The sequence below is a fragment of the Bremerella cremea genome (assembly GCF_039541315.1).
In the GTDB taxonomy this organism is placed as follows: Bacteria; Planctomycetota; Planctomycetia; order Pirellulales; family Pirellulaceae; genus Bremerella; species Bremerella cremea.
Genome location: NZ_BAABFZ010000005.1, coordinates 153,419 through 173,793, shown reverse-complemented (window position 1 = coordinate 173,793; position 20,375 = coordinate 153,419). Strand labels below are relative to the sequence as shown.

General features: G+C 56.1%; 17 protein-coding genes. 13 read left to right on the top strand and 4 right to left on the bottom strand.

Annotated elements, in window-relative coordinates; translation table 11 throughout:
* Nucleotides 1–13: 13 nt before the first annotated feature.
* Nucleotides 14–199 (bottom strand): hypothetical protein, encoded by a 186-nt coding sequence (locus ABD890_RS17815; protein WP_345092803.1) that lies wholly within the window; start codon nucleotides 197–199, stop codon nucleotides 14–16.
* A complete protein-coding gene (locus tag ABD890_RS17810; protein WP_345092800.1) occupies nucleotides 196–1,971 on the bottom strand; it encodes an NADPH-dependent assimilatory sulfite reductase hemoprotein subunit in 1,776 nt (591 codons plus the stop codon). The genes ABD890_RS17815 and ABD890_RS17810 overlap by 4 nt, the downstream gene beginning before the upstream one ends.
* 193 nt (nucleotides 1,972–2,164) lie before the next feature.
* Here ABD890_RS17810 and ABD890_RS17805 point away from each other — a divergent pair, with 193 nt between their 5' ends.
* Nucleotides 2,165–3,520: an aminotransferase-like domain-containing protein gene (locus ABD890_RS17805; protein ID WP_345092797.1), complete on the top strand. Its 1,356-nt coding sequence runs from the start codon at nucleotides 2,165–2,167 to the stop codon at nucleotides 3,518–3,520.
* Nucleotides 3,521–3,535: 15 nt separating this feature from the next.
* On the opposite strand, the gene ABD890_RS17800 is transcribed toward ABD890_RS17805, so the two are convergent.
* Nucleotides 3,536–3,676: a hypothetical protein gene (locus ABD890_RS17800; protein WP_345092795.1), complete on the bottom strand. Its 141-nt coding sequence runs from the start codon at nucleotides 3,674–3,676 to the stop codon at nucleotides 3,536–3,538.
* 350 nt (nucleotides 3,677–4,026) lie between these two features.
* On the opposite strand from ABD890_RS17800, the gene ABD890_RS17795 reads away from it, so the two are divergent.
* The 11 genes from ABD890_RS17795 to ABD890_RS17745 all read left to right on the top strand — a co-directional run bounded on the left by ABD890_RS17795 (nucleotide 4,027) and on the right by ABD890_RS17745 (nucleotide 17,748).
* Nucleotides 4,027–5,262, top strand: a complete 1,236-nt coding sequence (locus ABD890_RS17795) for an MFS transporter (RefSeq protein WP_345092792.1) — start codon at nucleotides 4,027–4,029, stop codon at nucleotides 5,260–5,262.
* A 598-nt stretch (nucleotides 5,263–5,860) separates the two neighbouring features.
* Complete coding sequence (locus tag ABD890_RS17790; protein ID WP_345092789.1) at nucleotides 5,861–6,805, top strand: DUF1559 family PulG-like putative transporter; 945 nt, start codon at nucleotides 5,861–5,863, stop codon at nucleotides 6,803–6,805.
* 37 nt (nucleotides 6,806–6,842) lie between these two features.
* A complete protein-coding gene (locus tag ABD890_RS17785; RefSeq protein WP_345092786.1) occupies nucleotides 6,843–7,334 on the top strand; it encodes a carboxypeptidase regulatory-like domain-containing protein in 492 nt (163 codons plus the stop codon).
* Between the two features lie 28 nt (nucleotides 7,335–7,362).
* The gene (locus ABD890_RS17780; protein ID WP_345092782.1) at nucleotides 7,363–8,520 is read left to right on the top strand and encodes a PepSY-associated TM helix domain-containing protein; all 1,158 of its coding nucleotides are present in this window, start codon (nucleotides 7,363–7,365) and stop codon (nucleotides 8,518–8,520) included.
* A gap of 47 nt (nucleotides 8,521–8,567) precedes the next feature.
* Nucleotides 8,568–9,728 carry an ABC transporter substrate-binding protein gene (locus ABD890_RS17775; RefSeq protein WP_345092779.1) on the top strand — a complete coding sequence of 387 codons (1,161 nt, stop codon included), beginning with the start codon at nucleotides 8,568–8,570 and terminating at the stop codon, nucleotides 9,726–9,728.
* Entirely contained in the window at nucleotides 9,721–10,785 is a 1,065-nt protein-coding gene (locus tag ABD890_RS17770; RefSeq protein WP_345092776.1) for a FecCD family ABC transporter permease, read from the top strand. The genes ABD890_RS17775 and ABD890_RS17770 overlap by 8 nt, the downstream gene beginning before the upstream one ends.
* Nucleotides 10,782–11,552 carry an ABC transporter ATP-binding protein gene (locus ABD890_RS17765; RefSeq protein ID WP_345092773.1) on the top strand — a complete coding sequence of 257 codons (771 nt, stop codon included), beginning with the start codon at nucleotides 10,782–10,784 and terminating at the stop codon, nucleotides 11,550–11,552. The genes ABD890_RS17770 and ABD890_RS17765 overlap by 4 nt, the downstream gene beginning before the upstream one ends.
* A gap of 38 nt (nucleotides 11,553–11,590) precedes the next feature.
* Complete coding sequence (locus ABD890_RS17760; protein WP_345092770.1) at nucleotides 11,591–12,337, top strand: class I SAM-dependent methyltransferase; 747 nt, start codon at nucleotides 11,591–11,593, stop codon at nucleotides 12,335–12,337.
* Between the two features lie 150 nt (nucleotides 12,338–12,487).
* Nucleotides 12,488–12,952, top strand: coding sequence for a hypothetical protein (locus ABD890_RS17755; protein WP_345092768.1), 465 nt, complete (start codon nucleotides 12,488–12,490; stop codon nucleotides 12,950–12,952).
* Between the two features lie 191 nt (nucleotides 12,953–13,143).
* Complete coding sequence (locus ABD890_RS17750; RefSeq protein ID WP_345092766.1) at nucleotides 13,144–14,589, top strand: efflux RND transporter periplasmic adaptor subunit; 1,446 nt, start codon at nucleotides 13,144–13,146, stop codon at nucleotides 14,587–14,589.
* Nucleotides 14,590–14,649: 60 nt separating this feature from the next.
* Nucleotides 14,650–17,748, top strand: coding sequence for an efflux RND transporter permease subunit (locus tag ABD890_RS17745; RefSeq protein WP_345092763.1), 3,099 nt, complete (start codon nucleotides 14,650–14,652; stop codon nucleotides 17,746–17,748).
* A gap of 19 nt (nucleotides 17,749–17,767) precedes the next feature.
* Here ABD890_RS17745 and ABD890_RS17740 read toward each other — a convergent pair whose 3' ends face one another.
* A complete protein-coding gene (locus ABD890_RS17740; RefSeq protein WP_345092759.1) occupies nucleotides 17,768–19,129 on the bottom strand; it encodes a glycosyltransferase family 4 protein in 1,362 nt (453 codons plus the stop codon).
* 357 nt (nucleotides 19,130–19,486) lie between these two features.
* Here ABD890_RS17740 and ABD890_RS17735 point away from each other — a divergent pair, with 357 nt between their 5' ends.
* The gene (locus ABD890_RS17735; protein WP_345092756.1) at nucleotides 19,487–20,374 is read left to right on the top strand and encodes an ABC transporter permease; all 888 of its coding nucleotides are present in this window, start codon (nucleotides 19,487–19,489) and stop codon (nucleotides 20,372–20,374) included.
* Nucleotide 20,375: the final 1 nt, after the last annotated feature.

The window sequence follows — 20,375 nt, the reverse complement described above, 5'->3', positions numbered from 1 at the left end:
CATTGGCTCGGTATCACGCCGACTTTTTGTTTCCGTGCTGATCATAGCGGATGAATGCGAAATAAAGAAAGTAGGCCAGCAGCGCGGGGAAACCCACCAGAAACATGGCGGTCACCCAATAGACGCCAGCCGCCAGAACGCCTCCGATCAACAGCCAAACGTACCAGGTATCTTTCCAAAGGCCAACGATGGGGTTCATAACGATCCTTTCGCGGAAAGGGCTGTGGTGAAATCTTCCGACTCACGACTCTGATGGCAGAGCGATAGCAATGTTTCGCTTCCCAGGCGGTGGCAGAAGTCTCCGAGGGTTTCGTCGTTAAGGCGATGGTTGCGGAACGCGACGAATAGACTGGTTAATTCCGCAACGATATCTTCACTTGCAACTATGTCTTTCAGCAGGAACGCCAGTCGATCGCCACGAAGCGTTCCGCCGACAAAGAGCGTGTAACGATCGACCGCTTTACCGACGAGTGCCACATCGGCGGTATAGGGCCGAGCACATCCATTCGGACAGCCTGTCATGCGTATCGTGAATTGGCTGCGATCGAGCTCTAGCGACTGCAGGACTGCTTCCAGCTGGTCCATTACGAGAGGAAGTCGCCTTTCGGCCTCGGTCACCGCCAAACCGCAGGTCGGCAGCGCTACGCAGGCCAACGAGTGCCGCCGGACAAGGCTGGTCTTTTCGGTCGATCGGACCTGGCTCTCTTGCAAGATCGAATCGAACTGTTCGCGTTTGTCCGATGGAATATTGCAGAAGATAAGACTTTGGTTGGCCGACAGACGAATCTCTTCCTGGTGAAACTCCGCCAGTTGTCGTAAGGCATTCTTGAGATGAACCGTCTTGCCGTCGCTGACTCGGCCATTTTCGATGTTGAGTCCATACGACCACAAGCCATCCCCTTGCGACTGCCAACCCATATGATCATCGGTCTGACGAATTACCACCTCGCGTGGGGATTCCAGCGAATAGCCGAGCACGTCTTCCACGGCCGTACGAAACTTGGGAAGACCCCAATTCGCGATCAGGTACTTCATTCGAGCCACCTTCCGATCGCTTCTGTTGCCGTGGTCGCGCTGGACAATCAAAACGGCCTTGGCCACATCGATCGCTTGCTCCGGCAGACAAAACGCCATCGGCTGGGCTAAGGCTGGGAAGGTTGCTGCGTTGCTGGGCGTTGTCCCCATGCCACCTCCGACCACGATGTTATAGCCTACGACATGGGCGTCTTGAACGATCGCAATGAAGCCGAGATCCTGGGTATACACATCCACGCAGTTATCGTCCGGGCTGATCACTGCGCACTTGAACTTGCGTGGCAAATAGGTTGGGCCGTATAGCGGCTCGGTCGTATCGCTCATTTCACGAGTCGCCGAATGTTCTTCGACCAGGTGTCGCTCGCCGGTTGTGTCGTCCAGCACCCAAAGTTCGCGATAGGTCGTCGTGCGTGGTGCTAGTTCTTCGGCAAGGTTGTTTGTGAGCTGCTCAATCGCCTGATGAACTGGCGAGCACTTCTTCGCCGGGCAACACATCACGTTGCGATTGACATCACCACACGCTGCAAACGTCGACAACCCGAGCGAGTTGATCGTGGCGATGGTCTGGCGAAGATCTTGCTTCACGATCCCATGCAACTGGATGGTTTGCCGCGTCGTGATCTTCATCGTCGAATTGCCGAGCAGGTCGCAAAGGTCGAGATGGGCCAGAAACTGCTGTGATGTGAGCCGTCCGCCAGGGATGCGGCAGCGGACCATCATCGAGAAGGCCTTGTCTTTGCCCTGCCGCCGCAACGACACCCGGGCATCGCGGTCATCTTGCTGATACGTCCCGTGGAACTTCAGGAGCTGGAGATTGTCTTTCCCGAAGGTGGGGGCATCGGACGAGAGATCATCGTGGATCGTTCCGGCCAAAAAATGGCTTTCGGCTTTGATCTGCTCGACGCGATTCGGCTTGGTACGACTAGAGGATGACATAAACGGGCTCGAAATTCGTGAAAACGTGGGATGCTATGGGAAGCTTATCGGTCCCATGGTTGAACGTTCAACGGCGTCGGCTGAGAATGAAAGCAATGCCCGGTTTTGGCCTGTTCAGCCGGTCAATGATCCATTCAATCATGCAGTCAATTCTTCCGCGAAGCGTTGCCACTGCGCCCACGGAATTCGACAGATGCGGCGAACGGACTGGGTTCCTCGAATCGATGCCCCTGATCTTCCGCTGTTCGAGGCGATTGCCAAGTCAATTGCCGACGACATCGCGGCGGGCAAACTGCTGCCTGGCGATCATCTGCCGACGCAGCGGCAACTAGCCAAAAGGCTTGATCTGGATGTCACGACGATTGCCCGGGGCTATTCGACGGCTGCTAGTCGCGGACATATCGAATCGCGAGTCGGAGCAGGCACCTTCGTTCGCGGAGCAGCGATCTCGAGCGAATCGATCCCGGTTCGGGCCGACGTGGCCGATCGAACCATGAATCAGCCCCCCGATGTCGAGCCTGACCTGGTCGAGAGTATGAAACGCTCGGCCGCGGAAGCCATGCACGCATTTCCTCAGGTCTTGCGTTATCAGCCAGAAGGGGGCGACGTTCGAGATAAAGGGGCGGCGATTCACTGGCTTTCGCGGCGCGGGATCGCGGTCGAAAGCCAAACGCTCCACATCACAACGGGTGCTCATGCCGCGTTGACGGCGGTGCTTTCAGCCGAATTGGCCGAAGGAGGGGCGATTGCCAGCGAACAAGTCACGTACCCTGGTCTTTTTGGAATCGCGCGTTTGCTCCGCTGCCCGGTCCACGGAATTCCCTCCGACCGAGATGGGATTTTGCCGGATGCTTTAGCGGAAGCGATCGAGACCAAGGATGTACGTGTTCTCTATCTCAATCCGACATTGCACAATCCCACGACGGATACCATGCCGCTCAATCGGCGGCTCGAAATTGTCGAGGTCGCTCGGCAATTTGGCATTCCGATTGTTGAAGACGATGCCTATGGATTCCTTCCTATCCAGCCCCCTCCGGCAATCGTCATGCTGGCCCCTGACTGCACCTATTATGTCGGTGGCTTGGCCAAGTGCCTTGGACCAGGGCTGCGAATCGCTTACCTGTTAGTACCGCCGCAAACCGATCGCCAAGAAGTAACCGAGCGGCTCCGCGCCGTTTCGGTAATGGCGTCACCGATTACGACAGCGATCGTAACGCATTGGATTGAGAGTGGCCTGGCCGACAAGATTGTCGTGGGAGTTCGTAATGAAACGCGGCAACGGATTCAACTTCTCAAGCAAACCATCCCAGGTCGTTTTCGCAAAACGAATGACTTCTGCTTTCATGCCTGGATCGAAACTCCGCGTCGTGTGCCAGTGAAGACGTTAGTCGACATGCTGCGGGGATATAGTATTGGCGCCGTCCCAGCCAACGAGTTTTGTACGGAAGAAGTGGCTCCATCTGCCTTTCGATTTTGCGTGGGAGGTCCAGTCTCGTTTGCCACGCTCCAGCAGGCAATGGAATCGATTCGCCCTTACTACGAATCGTAACAAGGCGAACCGCGATTAATGCGAGCCACGGGCAGTGAAGGGGCCTGCTTGATCGAGATAGGCAATCGCTTCGTTCTCGTCGGTATAGGCCACACTAACGGGCAGTTCTTTCAGCTTCTGATCGCGAACCACCCAGATGACGCCGTTGGGACGCACCGCGGTTTACGGCAAGCGAAGCAGTGGTATGTTCGGACTCGCATGAATAATCACTTTGACGAACATGCCGCTCATCAGCATCGGCGAAATGGCGAGAGGTCGTTTGGCCACGACAGTCGGTTCGGAACCGCTGACGTAATTCCTGTTCGGCGACATTGTGGCTGGGACTGATCATCCCGGCGGCGAGAAACTGCGAAAGCGAATCGGCTCAGTCGCAGGCCAATGGTGAGACGGTTGCGATACTCCGTTCGTAAATTAGGGATGCTTTGCAGCCTTGGGCAACTTCGGTACGATCGCCAAGATCGATCGTTTGAAATTGCTTCGCCGCTTGACCCTTTGAGTTTAAACCGTTGATCTTCCGTTTTTGTTTGTACGGCTTCCTGAAAAATCAGCGGTACTTCGCGCCGTTCTGGATTTTGGCGTTTCTTGAAAAAGATCTCACTTACGCCATGATCGGGCTGCTGATCGGCTTCCGGGAGATCAGCATCGCAGTCCTCGAGATCCCCACCGGCGCCATTGCGGACTCGGTCGGCCGCCGCGGGGCGATGATCTTGTCGCATGTCGCTTATGTCATCGCATTTATTATGTTTGGTCTTGCGTCGTCGGTCCCGATCTTGTTTGTTGCGATGTTCGCGTTTGCGATCGGCGAGGCGTTTCGAACCGGGACGCACAAAGCGATCATTTTTGCGTGGCTGAAAAGTCAGGGACGCGAACGGGAAAAGACTCATATCTATGGGATCACACGTAGCTGGTCGCAGATGGGATCCGCTTTGTCGGTGGTCTTGGCGGCGGGGCTGGTCATCTGGTTGGAAGAGTACACAGTGATCTTCTGGATTAGCGCGATTCCTGCCGCGCTGAACATCTTGAACTTCCTCAGCTATCCGAAATCGCTTGACTTCTCTGGCGACAAAAAGCCGCAGCGAGAGAACGCGATGAGAATGTTGTGGAGGGCGACGCTTCAATGCTTCACTTCGCCCAGGCTTCGGCGCCCGATTACCGAATCAATGGGCTTCGAGGGGATCTACGGGGCGAGCAAGGACTATCTTCAGCCGCTGATCCAGTCGGCAGCGTTGGCATTGCCGCTACTGGTAACGTGGGAAGCGACCCAGCGCACGGCCGTGTTGATCGCCGTGATCTACGCAGTGCTCTATCTGCTGGGAAGCTTTGCCTCGCGATACGCTGGTCCGTTTTCGATGCGGTTTGAAAACGAAGAAAAAGCGGCGATGTCGCTCTGGTTGGCTTATGCGGCTACGTTCGGGATTTTGCTGGTGGGAACTATCACCAGTTGGACCGGGCTGGCCATCTTCAGCTTTGTTGTGTTGGCGGTCATGCAAAATCTGTGGCGTCCTATTCTGATCAGTCGGGTCGCGGACGAGGCCAGCGACGAAGCCATGGCAACCGTGCTGAGCGTCGAGTCGCAAGCGAAGTCGATCGGTATTGCGATCATCGCCCCAGTTCTAGGGATCACCGTCGACCTGATGCCGCCTGACTATCGCTTCGCTCCGATTGCGTTGCTTGGAATCGCGATCGCTTTCGTCGCACTCGCCGCAAGTGCACTGCCGCCTAGGTCGGCCTCGGCAGAATAGATTGGCAAGGTTCCGTCAGAAAATTCTCGATGCGATCTGTCATTTCAATTGACAGCCGCTGTCGAAGCAAGCGACACCCAACGTGGGCGAGCGTACGTGGACCGACTACCTGAGCAGAGGGGGTAGTGTCTTCTAAATGGAAATCGAACGCACTAAGGGGACGGCTAGTGGTAATGACGGGACGTCGCCTTGGTTTAGGCTGCGATTGGATGCTGTGATAAAGGTCGATCGATCCAGCTTCAGCCTGACTTGTGATTGGCCAGATTGGGTATTTCGATCGGTGTAACGACTTGCGGGAAAGATGAACTTTGATAGCATTACGACCTGACTAATGAGAATTAGTATCACTGCTCGAGAGACGAAATAGCCGTCAGTTGGGTTTCTTCGATTTACCCAATGATTAGCCAATACGCCCGTCTCGGTTGTGCCTTGAACCTTGGTTCGCGGCCGTCTTGTTGCGGAAGTAGGTCAGCCTGACCCCCAGCCATTCTGCGACGCGATAAGAGAGCCAATCCTATTTCGCATGTGGTTTCCAGAATTTGCGAAACCAATCGGCGAAGCTGTGGACATGTATCGCCTTCCAGAAAGAACATAAATTATGAGTCGCCGCGGATTTACCCTCGTCGAACTGCTCGTCGTGATTGCCATCATTGGCGTGCTGATCTCGTTGCTGCTGCCTGCCGTCCAACAAGCCCGTGAAGCGGCCCGTCGTGCCCAGTGCACCAATAACTTAAAGCAGTTGGGACTTGCCGTTCACAACTATCACGATACCCATAATTCGCTTCCGTACCCCGACCTTGGGATCACCTTCGAGTCCGGGAATAATTGGGTCAATAGCTGGGGCCTGGCACTGCTGCCGATGCTGGAACAAGGTGCTGCCTGGGATCAATTCGATCCGACGGCAACCAACGGAGTTTCGGACCAGGCCAATCAAGATATTGTCACCGTTCAGTTGGGTGCTTTCGTCTGCCCAACGACGCCTCGCAGCGGACTGATTCAGGGCATCATCGAACAGGAAGACGACGCTTCGTCGTTCAACACCAGCATGTCGGCTGCCCCGGGAGACTACTTCATTGCCCGTAGTTTCCGCGACGACACCATGACGCCACGAGAAGTGGTGGGAGCTTTCTTCGACGGTAGTTATACCCGTCCGGTCCGGTTCAATGCCTCGACCGACGGCCTGTCGAACACGATGTTCTTCTTCGAACGTGCCAACTTCCCGAACGTCGTGATCCGCGGGAAACAGAAGAAGGATCCGTCTGACTACTCGTATGCCTCGGTGGTGGATACGAACTTCCAAGGTTGGTGGGCATCGACCCAGCACGACCGTGTCCGAAGCTGGACCTTCGACGGCAAGCAGTACTACGGACCATGTGTGGTCAATTGCACCAACGACTGGGGTGGAGCTTACTCGTACCATCCAGGCGGAATGAACGCGTCGGTCGGCGATGGCTCGGTTCGTTTTGTGCCAGAAACGGTCGACAAAGGAGCCTTCCGAGGTTTTGTCGGTCGAGACGATGGCCTAGTTCTAAACAGCTTGTAATCGCCAATCAATTTCAAAGGCAGAAAGGGCAAGTGAGATGGTCAACAACCTGCTCCGGCTATGTCTGTTGATAGGCATGCTGACAACGATTGGCTGCACGCAAAGCAAGCCGTACGATGCCATCGCGACGCATCCGGTTACCGGCACAGTGCACATCAATGGTGTGCCTGCCCAAGGGGCGCTGGTTCGCTTCTGGCCACAAACGGAACAGCCGGGCGTGAAGTATCCGATTTCACCGGTTGGCAAGGTTGATGCCAGCGGCACGTATCAACTGACTTCGTATGAAGGTCCCGATGGGGCGCCTCCGGGTGAATATGTCGTAACGATTACGTGGCCAGACCCGGACTGGCGACCGCCAGGCGGTGGCATGCCTCCACCGCCGCCCGATCGCTTGTTAGGAAAGTTCGGTGATCCTAAAAAGCCGGTTCTGGAGTTCACGGTGGTCGACGGTCAGAATAGTGTTGACCCGATCGTTTTGGATAATGCCAAGATCTTAGAAGGCTCGAAGCTTCCGTCCGCTTCCCCGTGAAGCGGACCAGGGGCGACTTGAATCGCGTATGCGCAAACGCTGGCGTGCCTATTGGTTCACCGTACATCGCTGGTTGGGGCTTACAGTCGGGCTGCTGTTCGTATTGTTAGGTCTGACAGGCAGCTTTCTGGTGTTTCATCATGCGATCGACGCATGGCTGGAGCCTGATCTACTTCGCGTGGAACCCTCGGGTGAGCCACGCCCCCTGGCTGAGGTCTTCGATGTCGCGCGATCCGTCGGCCAACAAGACGGGCGAGTCCTGAAATTCGCGGACGCTCCGCGCGAAAAAGATCGTGTATGGACGGTCTGGTTTCAATCCGATGCCGTTCCGGGATCGCCCTTTCATCACGTCTACGTCGATCCCTACACCGCCGAGGTGACCGGGCAAAGGGTACGTGGAACCTACCTCGTGACGTGGCTTTATCTGCTTCACATCCAACTTCTGGCCGGCCACAACGGCGAGATTGTCGTCGGGCTGACGGGCATCGTGCTGCTGGTCTCGATTGTCTCGGGACTTTACCTATGGTGGCCGCTGTGGAAGCATAGCTGGCGGTCAGCATTTGCGATCCGCTCTGGCTCGCGACTAATGTTCGATCTGCACAAGACGCCTGGGATCGCGAGTGTGCCGTTCTTGATGGTGATTGCATTCACTGGGGTCTACATGGTGTTCCCTGGTTGGTTTACGCCAGTCGGAAAGTTGTTTTCGACCAAAGAGCCGAAGCCTGCCGTCAAACTTAAATCGCAACCCAGTGACAACGCGATCCCCATCACGGTCGATCGCGCGGTTGAGCTTGGTTTGGCAGCGCTGCCTGAGAGTAAGCTGAACCGGATTCACTTTCCGACGAAACCAGATAGCGTGTTTATGATTCGTGCCCGGCAGCCAGGCGACATCCGGCAGTGGATGGGGAGCAGCCGCGCATGGGTCGAGCAATACTCCGGTGAGGTGCTTTCGGTCCGCGATATTCGCGAGCAGGATGCGGTCGATACGTTCTTCGCGTGGCAGTTCCCGCTGCACAATGGCGAGGCGTTTGGCCTGGTGGGGCGCTGGTGCGTCTTCGTGGTTGGCTTTCTGCCTGCTATGCTTTACGGTACCGGATTCTGGTTGTGGTGGCGAAAAGGAAGAGCTCGGCGAAAGCAACAACAGAACCGGGTGAAAGCCGCCAAGGCGTCCCCTCCGGCGGAATAATTCTCTTACCAGGCAACTTCTTCAAGATCACGTTTAGCTGACAATCGATGGCGTTTCGGAAACTCGTCCTGATTCTGCTTCTCATTTCCGCGTTCGGAATCGGCGGTTGCTCGCCGCAGCAGAAGGCCGAGTCCGACCATCCCGTGACGAATTCGTTGGTGGTGACCGATCTGGCGGGACGTGAAGTCACCATCCCGCAGCCTGTCAAACGTATTGTTTTGATGCGAAGTCTCTGCCTCTACGAGTTGGCTACGGTTCTCGGAGATGAAACGGGTTCGCGTTTGGTTGGCTGGGATAGTTCGCTGAAGACAGGCGACCGTGACGCCTACGACAAGTTCGTCGAACGCTTCCCGGAACTCGCCAACGTCACCGAATTGGGCGATGTGCTGAAAGACGCCGTCAGTGCTGAAGCGGTCCTGGCATTGAAGCCGGACCTGGTGATCATGAACACCTATATGAGGCAACGGAAGTCGAAAGGGCTCGAACGACTGGAAGCGGCAGGCGTGCCGATTCTCTACCTGGAATTCGACAATCCCTTCCGCGATCCACAGCGAAGCATTCGCCTGTTGGGGAAGGTCCTCGATCGGCAGCAAAGAGCAGACGAGGCGGCTGAGTGGGTCGATACACAATTGAACGAGGTGCTCGGGCAAGAGTTTCCCCAGGACAAGCCATCGATCTATATGGAAGCGGGAACGTATGGAGCGAGTCAGTATGGCAACACGTTTGGAAGGACGCAGCAAGGAAGCGTTTCCAACTGGGCCAGCGTCCTCGATCAATTGCCGTGCAAGAATGTCGCCGACGGCGCGGTCAGCGGGATGTATGGCCTGGGAGTGATTCGGCCTGAGTATCTTCTGACAAGCAATCCAGACATCGTGGTGGTGACCGGCGCGCATTGGACTTCGTTTCCCGATAGTGTGCGGTTGGGATATCTAGCAGAAGAGGAGGCAGCCCAAACCGCCCTGCAAGCGTTTACGAGTCGCGATGGTTGGTCGGAGCTGAATGCGGTGAAGCATGGAAAGGTCTACGCGCTCCATACCCGCTTCGGCAGCCACATCACCAGCTTCGCCGCAGCCCAGCAATTGGCCAAGTGGATCGCCCCCGAGAAGTTCGCTCACTTAAATCCGCAGGACTCGCTGCGAGAGTTTCACGAGAAGTTCTTGCCGATTGAATTCAGCGGAACCTGGATTGTACAGTACAGCGATGAATAACTCCGCGGATCGTTCACAATCGCGGAATGCCGTCGCGTATCGATCTCTTTCTCGCCATCGACTGGGGATCGTGGCGATCGCGATCGTTGTGCTGTTGGCGGCGGTTGGAATCGATCTGGTAACGGGCCCTGCGAATCTGAGCTGGGGCGATCTCCTAACCGCCGTGCTTAGTCCAGCGAACGCGGATCCGGTCCATCGCACAATTGTTTGGTCGTTCCGCTTACCTTCTGCCTTGATGGCGATCGTTGTCGGGGCCTCGCTCGGCATCGCAGGGGCCCAGATGCAGACGATTCTTAACAATCCGTTGGCCAGTCCCTTTACATTGGGTGTTTCCGCGTCTGCTAGTTTCGGTGCGGCACTGGTGCTCGTGTTTGGCAGTGCGATTGCCTGGTTGCCGGTTGCCTGGATGGTTCCTATTAGTGCGTTCGCGTTCGCGCTTTTGAGCGCTATGCTGATCTACTCGTTGGGGCAGATGCGAGGTGGAGCGACAGAATCCATCATCGTGGGTGGAGTTGCCTTGCATTTCCTGTTCAGTGCCGGCGTGGCCTTCCTGCAGTTCATCGCCGCGGACGATGCTTTGCATGCCATCGTCTTTTGGATCTTTGGCACCTTGGAAGGGGCAACATGGCAGAACACCGCCATCGTTGCGGCAGTCTTCGTTATCGCCATGGTTCTGCTGTTGCGCGATGCCTGGCAACTTACTTCGCTGCGACTCGGTGACCAACACGCCCGTAGCCTTGGGATCGATGTCGGCCGTATCCGTTTACGGACGCTAGTCCTGGTTTCCGTTGTTACTGCGACGGCCGTTTGCTTCACCGGCGCGATCGGGTTTGTCGGACTAGTGGCTCCCCACGCTGCGCGAACCCTAGTGGGGGAAGATCAACGATACTTCGCGCCAGTCTCAGCATTGATTGGAGCAATCGTGGTAAGCCTGGCAGCAGTGGTCAGCAAGGTCCTGGTACCGGGAACCACCTTTCCGATCGGTATCGTTACCGCCGCACTCGGGGCACCTTTCCTGGCGGCGATAGCCCTGCGTGCGAGGAGAACCTATTGGTGATCCTTGACGCGAAGAAGCTGACCTTCCAATATGGCCAGATGCGTGTGCTTCATGAGGTCGATCTCACGATTGAACCTGGCATCACGGCGATCGTCGGACCGAACGCGGCTGGCAAGTCTACGCTGATGAAATGTCTGGGGGGCATTCTGAAAGGGGACGGCCAGGTATCTCTCGACGGTGAAGATATCGCACAGTGGCCGACGATGCAAACGGCGCAGCGCATCGGCTATCTGCCGCAAGACTTCGCGCCCCAAGCAATTCTGACCGTGTTCGAGACGATTTTGTTGGGACGCTTAAATACACTGGGCTGGCAAGTGTCGGACGACGACATCGAACGCGTGGAGACCATGCTGGCCGAGATGCACTTGGAAGAGATTGGCCAGCGGCGGCTCGACCAGTTGAGCGGCGGTCAGGCCCAACTCGTAGCGATTGCTCAAGCGCTCGTTCGAGAACCGGAAGTATTGCTTCTCGACGAGCCGACGTCGAATCTCGATCTTCGCCGCCAGTTCGAGGTCTTGTCATTCGTGAGAGAATGGACGCGACAAAAAGAAGCGGCTTCCGTTGTTGCGATCCATGATTTGAATCTGGCTGCCCGGTTCGCAGACCGGATCGTGGTGATGTCGGAAGGGCAAGTGCACAGCCAAGGTGTTCCTGCGGCAGTCTTAACGCGGGAGATGATCGCCGAGGTCTATTCGGTCGCATCCCATGTCGTCGTGGAGGATGGCGAAACTTATATTCATGTCACCGGCACGCTTCCCGCGCAGTGACAATTCCCCAGGCGACTTACGGTAAAGAAGAAGCTTCCATGCAAGCAGACGAACTCAAGCAGATCTTTCGCGAAGGTTGGATGAACTCAAGCGTGGTCGAGCATCGCGTCGAACGATTCATCGAAGGGGAATTCGGTTTCGAGCCCTCATTTCAAGCCTGGCGATCAGTATTAAAGCAAGCGATCGGCGAGCGCAACGTTGCCTCGGCAGTCGACATGGGAACCGGGCCGGGTACGATCGCTCAGTTTTGGGCGGCCATGGGAATTGAGACCACCGGGGTCGACTTCTCCGCAACCATGCTGGCCGCCGCACGAGAAGTGGCCGCGAAAAAGGGCCTGAAGATCAATTTCGTGGAAGGGGACGCTGAACAACCTCCACTTAAGGAAGGAACGTTCGATCTACTATCCAGCCGCGCAGTTCTTTTCACGTTGCCTCATCCAGGTTATGCGGTTGCCCGTTGGGTTCGACTGTTGCGCCCAGGCGGGCTGATGGTCTTGATTGGTGAGATCCCTCCGGCCGATTCGAACAAACAAAAACGAGCTTTCCGACCTGCCCAAGGCTGGAAGCCCGACGAAACCTATCGAGAAGCGATGAGCCAACTTCCGTTTCGCGAGCATACCGACCAGATGCTTCGCGTGGTGATGGAGGCGGCAGGGCTTATTGAGATTAAGAATCTACAGATGGACGAGGTGATCTCGGCCCGGGAAGTCCACGACAAATTGGACCCTGAATATGGTGTTTTGCAGGGAACTCCTTACATTCTGACGGGCCGTCGACCCGAATAGAATTGAAGGAATTCACGGAGTGTCCTCTTACACGGTCATACCCAGTCTGAGGGTGTTTACGCGGTGCTTCGTTGACAATTTCTGACAGGAAGACTAGTCTGAAATTAATCTTCCTTCCGATCCGTCGCTTACCTTCCTTCCACGCAACCAATGCTGCACTCTAAAAAATACGCCCGACTTTCGGTGTATCTCCGAGTCGTCCTGTTGCTGGCGGTATGGACTGGTCCGCTCCCTTATTTCCACTGCCATGGCTCGCTCTTGAATGCGGTCAGCGTGGATTCGCTGTGGTTGTTCAACCATCTCTCTTCAAGCCATCGCGACGCAGCGCTATGCGAAGACGTCGACTTCGGCTGGCACATTCACTTCGGTGAACCAGGAAGCGAAAGAGAAGGAAGATCGGCAGCGAAATGGCTCTCGCTTGGCGGCGGGGGAACCGAAGCGGCCACGATCGTTGGCGATTCACCTACGATCGACTGGCTGACCTCGCCTGACTTCAGCGTCGCTTCGGCTTTGCCAGGTTCTCCGGAACCATTATCGCGCTCGATCGGCGCGTTTCACTCGACTTACGCGGTCTCTCTTCCGCTTCCTCTGCGCTTCGGCGTAGTTCGCTGCTAGATCTCTCCTCTAGCTCGCTTTTGCATCGGCACACGCGAAAGTCCTGATCGATCTGACCAGGCCACCGCTGCGCTTTCCTGATTCGAAATCCCTGTAGCGATCTCTTGGGAGACAATTCAATTATGGCATCGGCAACGACTAACAAGTCCCGTTCTTTGATAGTATCGGTCGTCTTGGCAGCATCGATCGCAATGGCAGGAACCTGGTGGGTTCTGACCGGCGCGACCGAAGCTTCGCACCAGAAAGAAGAGCACGGAACCGCTTCACACGAGGTTGCGATGGCGCCTGGTGCTCCGATTGAAGAGGCCTCGGAAGACGCGAACCTGATCGAGTTCCCGAAGAACCGCTGGGAATCAGGCTCGATCGTCGTCGAACCGGTTAAATCGCAGCAGTTCAGCAAGCGAATTGAAGTCACCGGCAAGATCGCGATCAACGAAGATCGGCTCGCGCACATCTTCCCACTGGCGGAGGGTGTCGTCGACGAGGTCCGAGTTCACTTAGGCGACCGCGTCAAGAAAGGGGACGTCCTGGCGATTGTGCAAAGCCGCGAGGTCGGCCAGGCCAAGCTTCAGCTTTATCAAGATCGCCTCAAACGCGATCAGGTTGCTGCCCAAGACAAGTGGACGCAGCAGATCGTGACGAATGTCCAAGAGTTGATTCGCATGATTCGGGACGAAGCGGATGTTGCGGAGATTGAAGAGAAGTTCACCGGCAAGCCGATTGGCGAGTACCGCAACCAACTGCTGACCGCGTATATCGGCAAGCATACCCATCAGCAGACCGTGAAGCGGCTTTCGCCGCTGACCGACAGTGGCGCCGTATCTGGCAAGCAATTGATAGAAGCCCAGTCGCAGTGGAACACGGCTCGCGCGACACTGCAGTCGTTAGTCGAACAGATCCAACAAGAGTCCGTTCAAGAGGGAATGCGGTCTTCGCATGCGGTCAAAGAAATGGAAACCCGCGTGGCGGTCGATGAAGCCGCTTTGAAGGTCCTTGGTTTCCACGATGCGGAACTGGACAAGATCAATCCGATGGTCCAAGGAGAAGCGGTTTCGCACATGCCGATCATGGCACCGTTCGACGGAACGATCATCTCTAAGGACGTTGTCCTAGCCGAACGGGTCGGAACCGATAGCCAGATCTTCAGTGTGGCTGACCTGACCAGTGTCTGGGTCACGGCCGATATCTACGAAGGGCAGTTGCCGCTCTTGGATCAGGTACGTGGCAAAACCATTCAGCTTCAGTCGGATGCGTGGCCTGGGCGAACGTTCGATGCGAAGGTGTTCTACACCGGCGATCTGGTAGACCCTGACAGCCGGACCATCACACTGCGTGCCATCGCCGACAACAAAGATGCCGCCCTTAAGCCTGGCATGTTTGTGCACGTGCTATTCCCAACCGGTAGCCTCGATCAGGTCGTTCAGGTTCCGGCCGACGCCCTGCAAGACTTCGAAGGCCGCTCGTTCGTGTTCGTATACGCAGGCGGCGACACCTTCGAGGCTCGCGACGTGGTGGTGGGGCGACGAACGGACAAGGTCGTCGAAATTGTGAAGGGACTCAAGAACGGCGAAGAAATCGTGGTTCACGGTGGCTTCGCGTTGAAATCGAAGATGCTGGCAAGCTTGCTCGAAGAGTGAGCGACAACCGGTATCGATTGAATTATCTGTTCGATTTCAACCTCCTTCACCGAGGCTACTATGGTTCAACATATTATTGAATGGTCACTGAATAATCGTTTCATTGTCATGTTATTGGCGGTCGTGCTGCTTGGTGCCGGTGTGGTATCGGCGATGCGATTGCCCTTGGATGCCGTCCCCGACCTGACCAACGTTCAGGTTCAAGTCTTGACCACGTCTCCGTCTTTGGGTCCGGTCGAAGTGGAACAGTTCATCACGTTCCCGGTCGAAAACGCACTGAGCGGTCTGCCCCGCGTTGAAGAAATTCGTTCGATCAGCCGCTTCGGTTTGTCGGCAGTGACGGTCGCCTTTGAAGAAGGGACCGATATCTATTGGGCCCGAAACTTGGTGAACGAGCGACTTCAACAAGCACGCGAGAACATCCCACCCGGAATGGGCGATCCGCAGATGGGGCCCATTGCGACGGGGATGAGCGAGATCTACCAGTTCGAGGTGATGGCCGAGGAAGGTCACGAATACAGCCTGATGGATCTTCGCACGATCCTCGATTGGCAAATTGCCTTTCAACTGCGAAGTGTGCCTGGCGTGATCGAAGTGAACACCTTCGGTGGCGAGCTGAAGACCTACGAAGTCCAAGTCAATCCCGATCAACTGCAGAACTTCAACGTTCCGCTGAATCGCGTCTTTGAGGCACTCGAGGAAAACAACGCCAACGCAGGCGGTGGTTACATCACCCACAGTGCCGAGCAACGGCTGGTTCGTGGCGAAGGCTTGATTCGTAATCTTCAAGACATCGAAGACATCGTCCTTGATAGTCGCCGCGATGGTACACCGGTTCGAATTTCGGACGTGGCCCGCGTCAACTTCGCTCCGATGCTGCGGCAGGGTGCGGTCACGCGTGACGGCGATCGCGAAGCGGTCACCGGGATGGTGATGATGCTGATGGGAGGCAACTCGCGTCAGGTCGTTGAGGATGTCAAGCACAAGATCGCCGAGATTCAAGAGACGCTGCCGGAAGGCGTGGTGATCGATACGTTCTACGATCGAACCGAGTTAGTGGAAAAGACGATCCATACGATCGCCGAAAACATCAGCGTTGGTGTGATTCTGGTGATCGTGATGTTGTTCCTCCTTCTGGGCGATATCCGGGCAGGGCTGATCGTGTCGGCGGCGATCCCGCTTTCCGCCATGTGTGCCTTGATCGCGATGAAAGTCGCCGGGGTCTCGGCCAACCTGATGAGCCTGGGGGCGATCGACTTCGGGATTATCGTTGACGGGGCGGTGGTGATGATCGAAAACGCGGTCCGCCATGCGAGTCGCTATCAACGCGAGCGTGGCGGCGTGGTCCCGAAAGAAGTCTTCAAGCAATCGGCCAAAGAAGTCGGTACGCCGATTCTGTTTGCGGGTTTGATCGTAATTATCGTGTTCCTCCCGATCCTCAGCCTGCAGGGCGTGGAAGGAAAGATGTTCCGCCCGATGGCGTTCACCTTCATGTCCGCACTGACAGGTGCATTGATCTTGAGCGTGACCGTCATGCCGGTCATGGCATCGCTCTTTCTCGCTCGCCGCGTCAGCTCGAACGATACCTTTTTGGTGACCTGGTTGAAGAAGTGTTACGAGCCGATGCTGGCGTTCTCGATGCGACGCCCGTTGCCGATGTTTGGCCTGTCGATCGCAATGTTCGCAGTGAGTGTCGTCGTAGCGACTGGTTTCGGGGTCGAATTCGTGCCGAAGCTCGATGAAGGGGATATCGCGATTCAGGCAACCCGCCTGCCTAGCGTTTCGCTAGAAACCTCGATCGAAATGACCAAGGCAATGGAGCGAACCTTGCTCAAGTTCCCCCAAGTTGAAAGCGTCGTATCGAAGACCGGACGGCCTGAAATTGCCAACGATCCGATGGGCGTCCATCAAACCGACGTGTTTGTTCGACTTAAACCGAAAGAGGAATGGCCAGAGGATATTGAAAAAAACGAGCTTGTCGAAGCGATGCAAGTCGCGCTGGAGGAGTCGGTGCCGAGCAACTCGTATGGGTTCACTCAGCCTATCGAACTGCGTGTGCAGGAACTGGTCGCAGGGGTGCGTTCGGACGTCGGCCTCAGTATTTATGGCGATGATCTGAATGTCTTAAAAGAGCAGGGGGATCGTATCGTTCGTGCCCTTAACGGGGTCGAAGGTGCCGCCGACGTACAGGCCCAGCAGATCGCTGGTCTTCCGTACTTGCGAGTCAACATTCGCCGCGATGCTATTGCGCGATATGGAATCAACGCGGCTGATATTCTACAGGCGATCCAGGTTGTCGGTGGGCATACGGTCGGAGAAGTGTTTGAGGGGCAACGTCGCTTCCCCTTGCAGGTTCGCCTGGCACCGGAGTGGCGATACAACGCCGAAAAGCTAGAGCAGATCAAAATCGAAGACCCACAAGGTCGAAAGATTCCGATCACGCAGCTTGCCGATATCATCGTCGAAGATGGCCCCTCGGAAATCAGTCGCCACGCGATTCGGCGACGCCTGCTGGTACAGTGCAACGTTCGCGGCCGGGACCTGGCAAGTTTCGTGGCCGATGCCAAGGAGACGATTGCCAACGAAGTGAAGCTTCCGGCGGGCTACTCGCTGGCGTGGGGTGGTCAGTTCCAGAACCTGGAAGAGGCCTCGAAACGGCTGATGATCGCGGTGCCGGTCGCGTTGTTCCTGATCTTCTCGTTGTTGTACATCACGTTCAGTTCCGCAAAGCTGACGATGCTGATTTACTTGAACGTTCCGATCGCAGCGACGGGTGGGATCTTCGCACTGTGGTTACGTGACATGCCGTTCTCGATTTCGGCAGGGGTCGGTTTCATTGCCTTGTTTGGTATCGCGGTGATGAATGGTGTGGTTCTGATCGAACACATTCGACACTTGCGGCATGAAGGTCTCGAGCAGAAAGATGCGGTTACAACTGGTTCGATGGACCGCCTTCGCCCAGTGTTGATGACGGCAACGTGCGGTGCCTTGGGCTTCGTCCCGATGGCCATCTCTGGCAGTGCCGGTGCTGAAGTCCAACGGCCGCTGGCAACCGTGGTGATCGGGGGACTGATTACTTGTACGGTGCTAACGCTTTTGGTGCTACCGGCGATCTATCGTTGGTTTGAACCAGCGGGCGACGTGGCAGCCCACGAGTAGATGTCTGCGTCGGTCGGGCCTATGCAAGACCTAGCATTCGCCCGATCGTTCGCGTTAGATAGATGCCCCAAGACTTCTCTAAGGTCTCGGTCCTCTTGGCAAGGGCCGGGATCTGCCCATGAGAAATGCTGGCGCAAACGCCATGGGCAATCGTATCCAGATGCGGAAGAAGGGCTTGGATCGACCTCTTGCGCTCGGGCGTGGCGGCTGCTCTTCGTAATATTTGTTCGATACGTCGGCCATATTCGATCCGCGTGTAGTGCGTTAGCGATTGGTCCCGGGCACGGGTTGCCATTTGGCAAGCAGCAGCAGGGTCGTGGTAAATACGTTCAATCGCTGAGGCAAGGTGCTCGGCGTTGCCGACATCGTAAAGAATACCGGTGACGCCATCATCGATGATCGACGGATTGGCCCCAGTATTGGTTGCGATAACGGGCCGCGCCGTAGCCATCGCTTCGACAGTGACCCGGCCGAAGGCTTCTAAACGGGAAGTGACCAGGGCAATGTGCCCCTCTAAGAGAGCCTGACGCGGATCGGCTGTTGTTCCGCGAAAATGAACCTGATTCCCAATGCCGTGGTTTTTCACCGCTTCACGAAGCTTCGCTTGATAATCGGGCTGAGCATCGCCAAACAGGTGGAGCTCTACAGGAATGTTGCGACGGTTGAGCAAAGCAACCGCTTCGACCGCGTCGATCTGTCCCTTATGCTCAGCGATAGTGCCAACCAGACAGAGTCGTAACGGGGCGTCCTTTTCTGGAGTGCATGGCGGTTCGATCTTTAGCCATGCGTCTGCCAATGGGCCGTTTGGAACTGTGGAGATTGTGTTCTCTTGAAGGTAGGGCAAGACAGCCTGACGAAGGACTTCGGAGTTCACAATTATTTCGTCAGAAAGCGTATCGATTAAGCCGTATGTACCCGGCTTACCCAGATAGAAAGTCCAGCCGAAATCGCGATCAACGAACTCACGGAGATGCCATACGTGGGGCGTCTCCAATCGCGCCGCAACGAACGCACCCAGGGGGCAGACCGTCGTGTTCGTATAAACGACGTCGGGCCTCTCTTCGAGCGATCGAGAAATCGCTGCGACGCAGTCCATGAGCCTTGTTGGATGAACCGTCCATCCGAAACCGTGATGTTCGTCGGCACACCAGAGTAGACTCTCGAAACAAACTTCAGGGACCAGGTCGGACAAGCAGAGGACGACGGCTCCTAACTTTCTCGCGGCCAGTTCAAAGGAACCATATCCCGGCGTGACCACGGTGAGACGGATATCGTTGCGAGTGCTGAGCTCGATCAACAGTTCATGAAGCGAACGACCTCCGCCATGCGACAGTGTGGCACTATGTGCGAAAACAAGAATGTGAAGAGGCTTAGCATTCATTCCCTCACACATTGACCTCTAGTTTGTGAAGCGAATTCTTCATGGAAGCGGGACCAAAAACTGGGCGGCTCGGGACTAAAGCAAGACGAACGCCTGCTTTTCTGGGGATTCGCCGCCGCAATTGCAGACTCCAGGTTGTACCCTGGGCCCCGTCGGGGTCTAGGGGCAAGGGGCGTATTTACACAACCTTAACGTGGTCTTCAACCAGCTTTCAGTGTCTTACGAGACATTGGGGGATGCCGACAGGCAGTCGAATCCGTTCCTTGGTAGGAACGAATATCGGAACTGTCGTCGACTCCCCAAATATGTGACCACCGATTCTCAGGACCGGCAGACCAACGCCGGAATTCAAGCTGAATGAGTACGTCCGCAAGCCAGATCTCCGAACGCGATTTGGCCGTTGACGTGCCTTCCAGCGACGTCCCGATGCAGTACTTCGAATCTGAGGGAGGCATCTCGCTCCGCGGCTTTTACGAGCTCTGGGTATATCGCCACCTAGTGTGGATGCTGGTCGTCCGCGATGTCAAAGTGCGATATAGACAGACAGCGGTCGGCGTCGCTTGGGCCGTGCTTCAACCGGCGCTGCTGATGCTGGTCTTCAATATCTTTTTTCAACTCCTCGGACGGCAGCCTTCGGAAGGGAACGTACCGTACGTCGTCACCTTCTTGTGTGGTTACTTGCCATGGCAGTTACTCGCTTCGACTCTTGGAGCGGCCACGCAAAGCCTGGTGGCTCATCAAAACTTGATCAGCAAAGTCTATTTTCCTCGAGCGGTATTGCCGATCTCGGCAACGGTCGGAGGGCTAATTGACTTTTGTATTGCCTGCGTATTACTGCTTGGTTTGATGGTGTGGTACGGTGTCGTGCCGCCGGTCCAGATCATCTTGCTGCCGCTGTTTGTTCTCTTGTCGCTGCTCATTTCGATCGGGGCAGGGCTGTGGCTGTCTGCCTTGAACGCGCTGTATCGCGACATTGGATATGTGGTCCCCTTTATTTTGCAGGTCGGGTTCTTTATCAGCCCTGTGATCTACGAAACGGATCAGCTGATTCCCGGGCAATATCGCAGCATCTACGCCTTGAACCCAATGGTCGGGGTCTTGGAAGGAGTCCGCTGGTGCATTCTGGGCCACGCGGCACCGACGCTCAGTTCCATGGTGATCTCCTTCGTAACGTTAGGACTTTTGTTGGTTGGAGGAATGATTTACTTCCGCCAGATCGAACGCCAGGTCGTGGATAGGATCTAAG

Excerpts from the sequence above, each read along its gene's own strand:
- ABD890_RS17815 (WP_345092803.1), bottom strand. The coding sequence starts at position 199 with ATGAACCCCATCGTTGGCCTTTGGAAAGATACCTGGTACGTTTGGCTG.
- ABD890_RS17810 (WP_345092800.1), bottom strand. The coding sequence starts at position 1,971 with ATGTCATCCTCTAGTCGTACCAAGCCGAATCGCGTCGAGCAGATCAAA.
- ABD890_RS17805 (WP_345092797.1), top strand. The coding sequence starts at position 2,165 with ATGCGGCGAACGGACTGGGTTCCTCGAATCGATGCCCCTGATCTTCCG.
- ABD890_RS17790 (WP_345092789.1), top strand. The coding sequence starts at position 5,861 with ATGAGTCGCCGCGGATTTACCCTCGTCGAACTGCTCGTCGTGATTGCC.
- ABD890_RS17785 (WP_345092786.1), top strand. The coding sequence starts at position 6,843 with ATGGTCAACAACCTGCTCCGGCTATGTCTGTTGATAGGCATGCTGACA.
- ABD890_RS17780 (WP_345092782.1), top strand. The coding sequence starts at position 7,363 with ATGCGCAAACGCTGGCGTGCCTATTGGTTCACCGTACATCGCTGGTTG.
- ABD890_RS17775 (WP_345092779.1), top strand. The coding sequence starts at position 8,568 with ATGGCGTTTCGGAAACTCGTCCTGATTCTGCTTCTCATTTCCGCGTTC.
- ABD890_RS17770 (WP_345092776.1), top strand. The coding sequence starts at position 9,721 with ATGAATAACTCCGCGGATCGTTCACAATCGCGGAATGCCGTCGCGTAT.
- ABD890_RS17760 (WP_345092770.1), top strand. The coding sequence starts at position 11,591 with ATGCAAGCAGACGAACTCAAGCAGATCTTTCGCGAAGGTTGGATGAAC.
- ABD890_RS17755 (WP_345092768.1), top strand. The coding sequence starts at position 12,488 with ATGCTGCACTCTAAAAAATACGCCCGACTTTCGGTGTATCTCCGAGTC.
- ABD890_RS17750 (WP_345092766.1), top strand. The coding sequence starts at position 13,144 with ATGGCAGGAACCTGGTGGGTTCTGACCGGCGCGACCGAAGCTTCGCAC.
- ABD890_RS17745 (WP_345092763.1), top strand. The coding sequence starts at position 14,650 with ATGGTTCAACATATTATTGAATGGTCACTGAATAATCGTTTCATTGTC.
- ABD890_RS17740 (WP_345092759.1), bottom strand. The coding sequence starts at position 19,129 with ATGAATGCTAAGCCTCTTCACATTCTTGTTTTCGCACATAGTGCCACA.
- ABD890_RS17735 (WP_345092756.1), top strand. The coding sequence starts at position 19,487 with ATGAGTACGTCCGCAAGCCAGATCTCCGAACGCGATTTGGCCGTTGAC.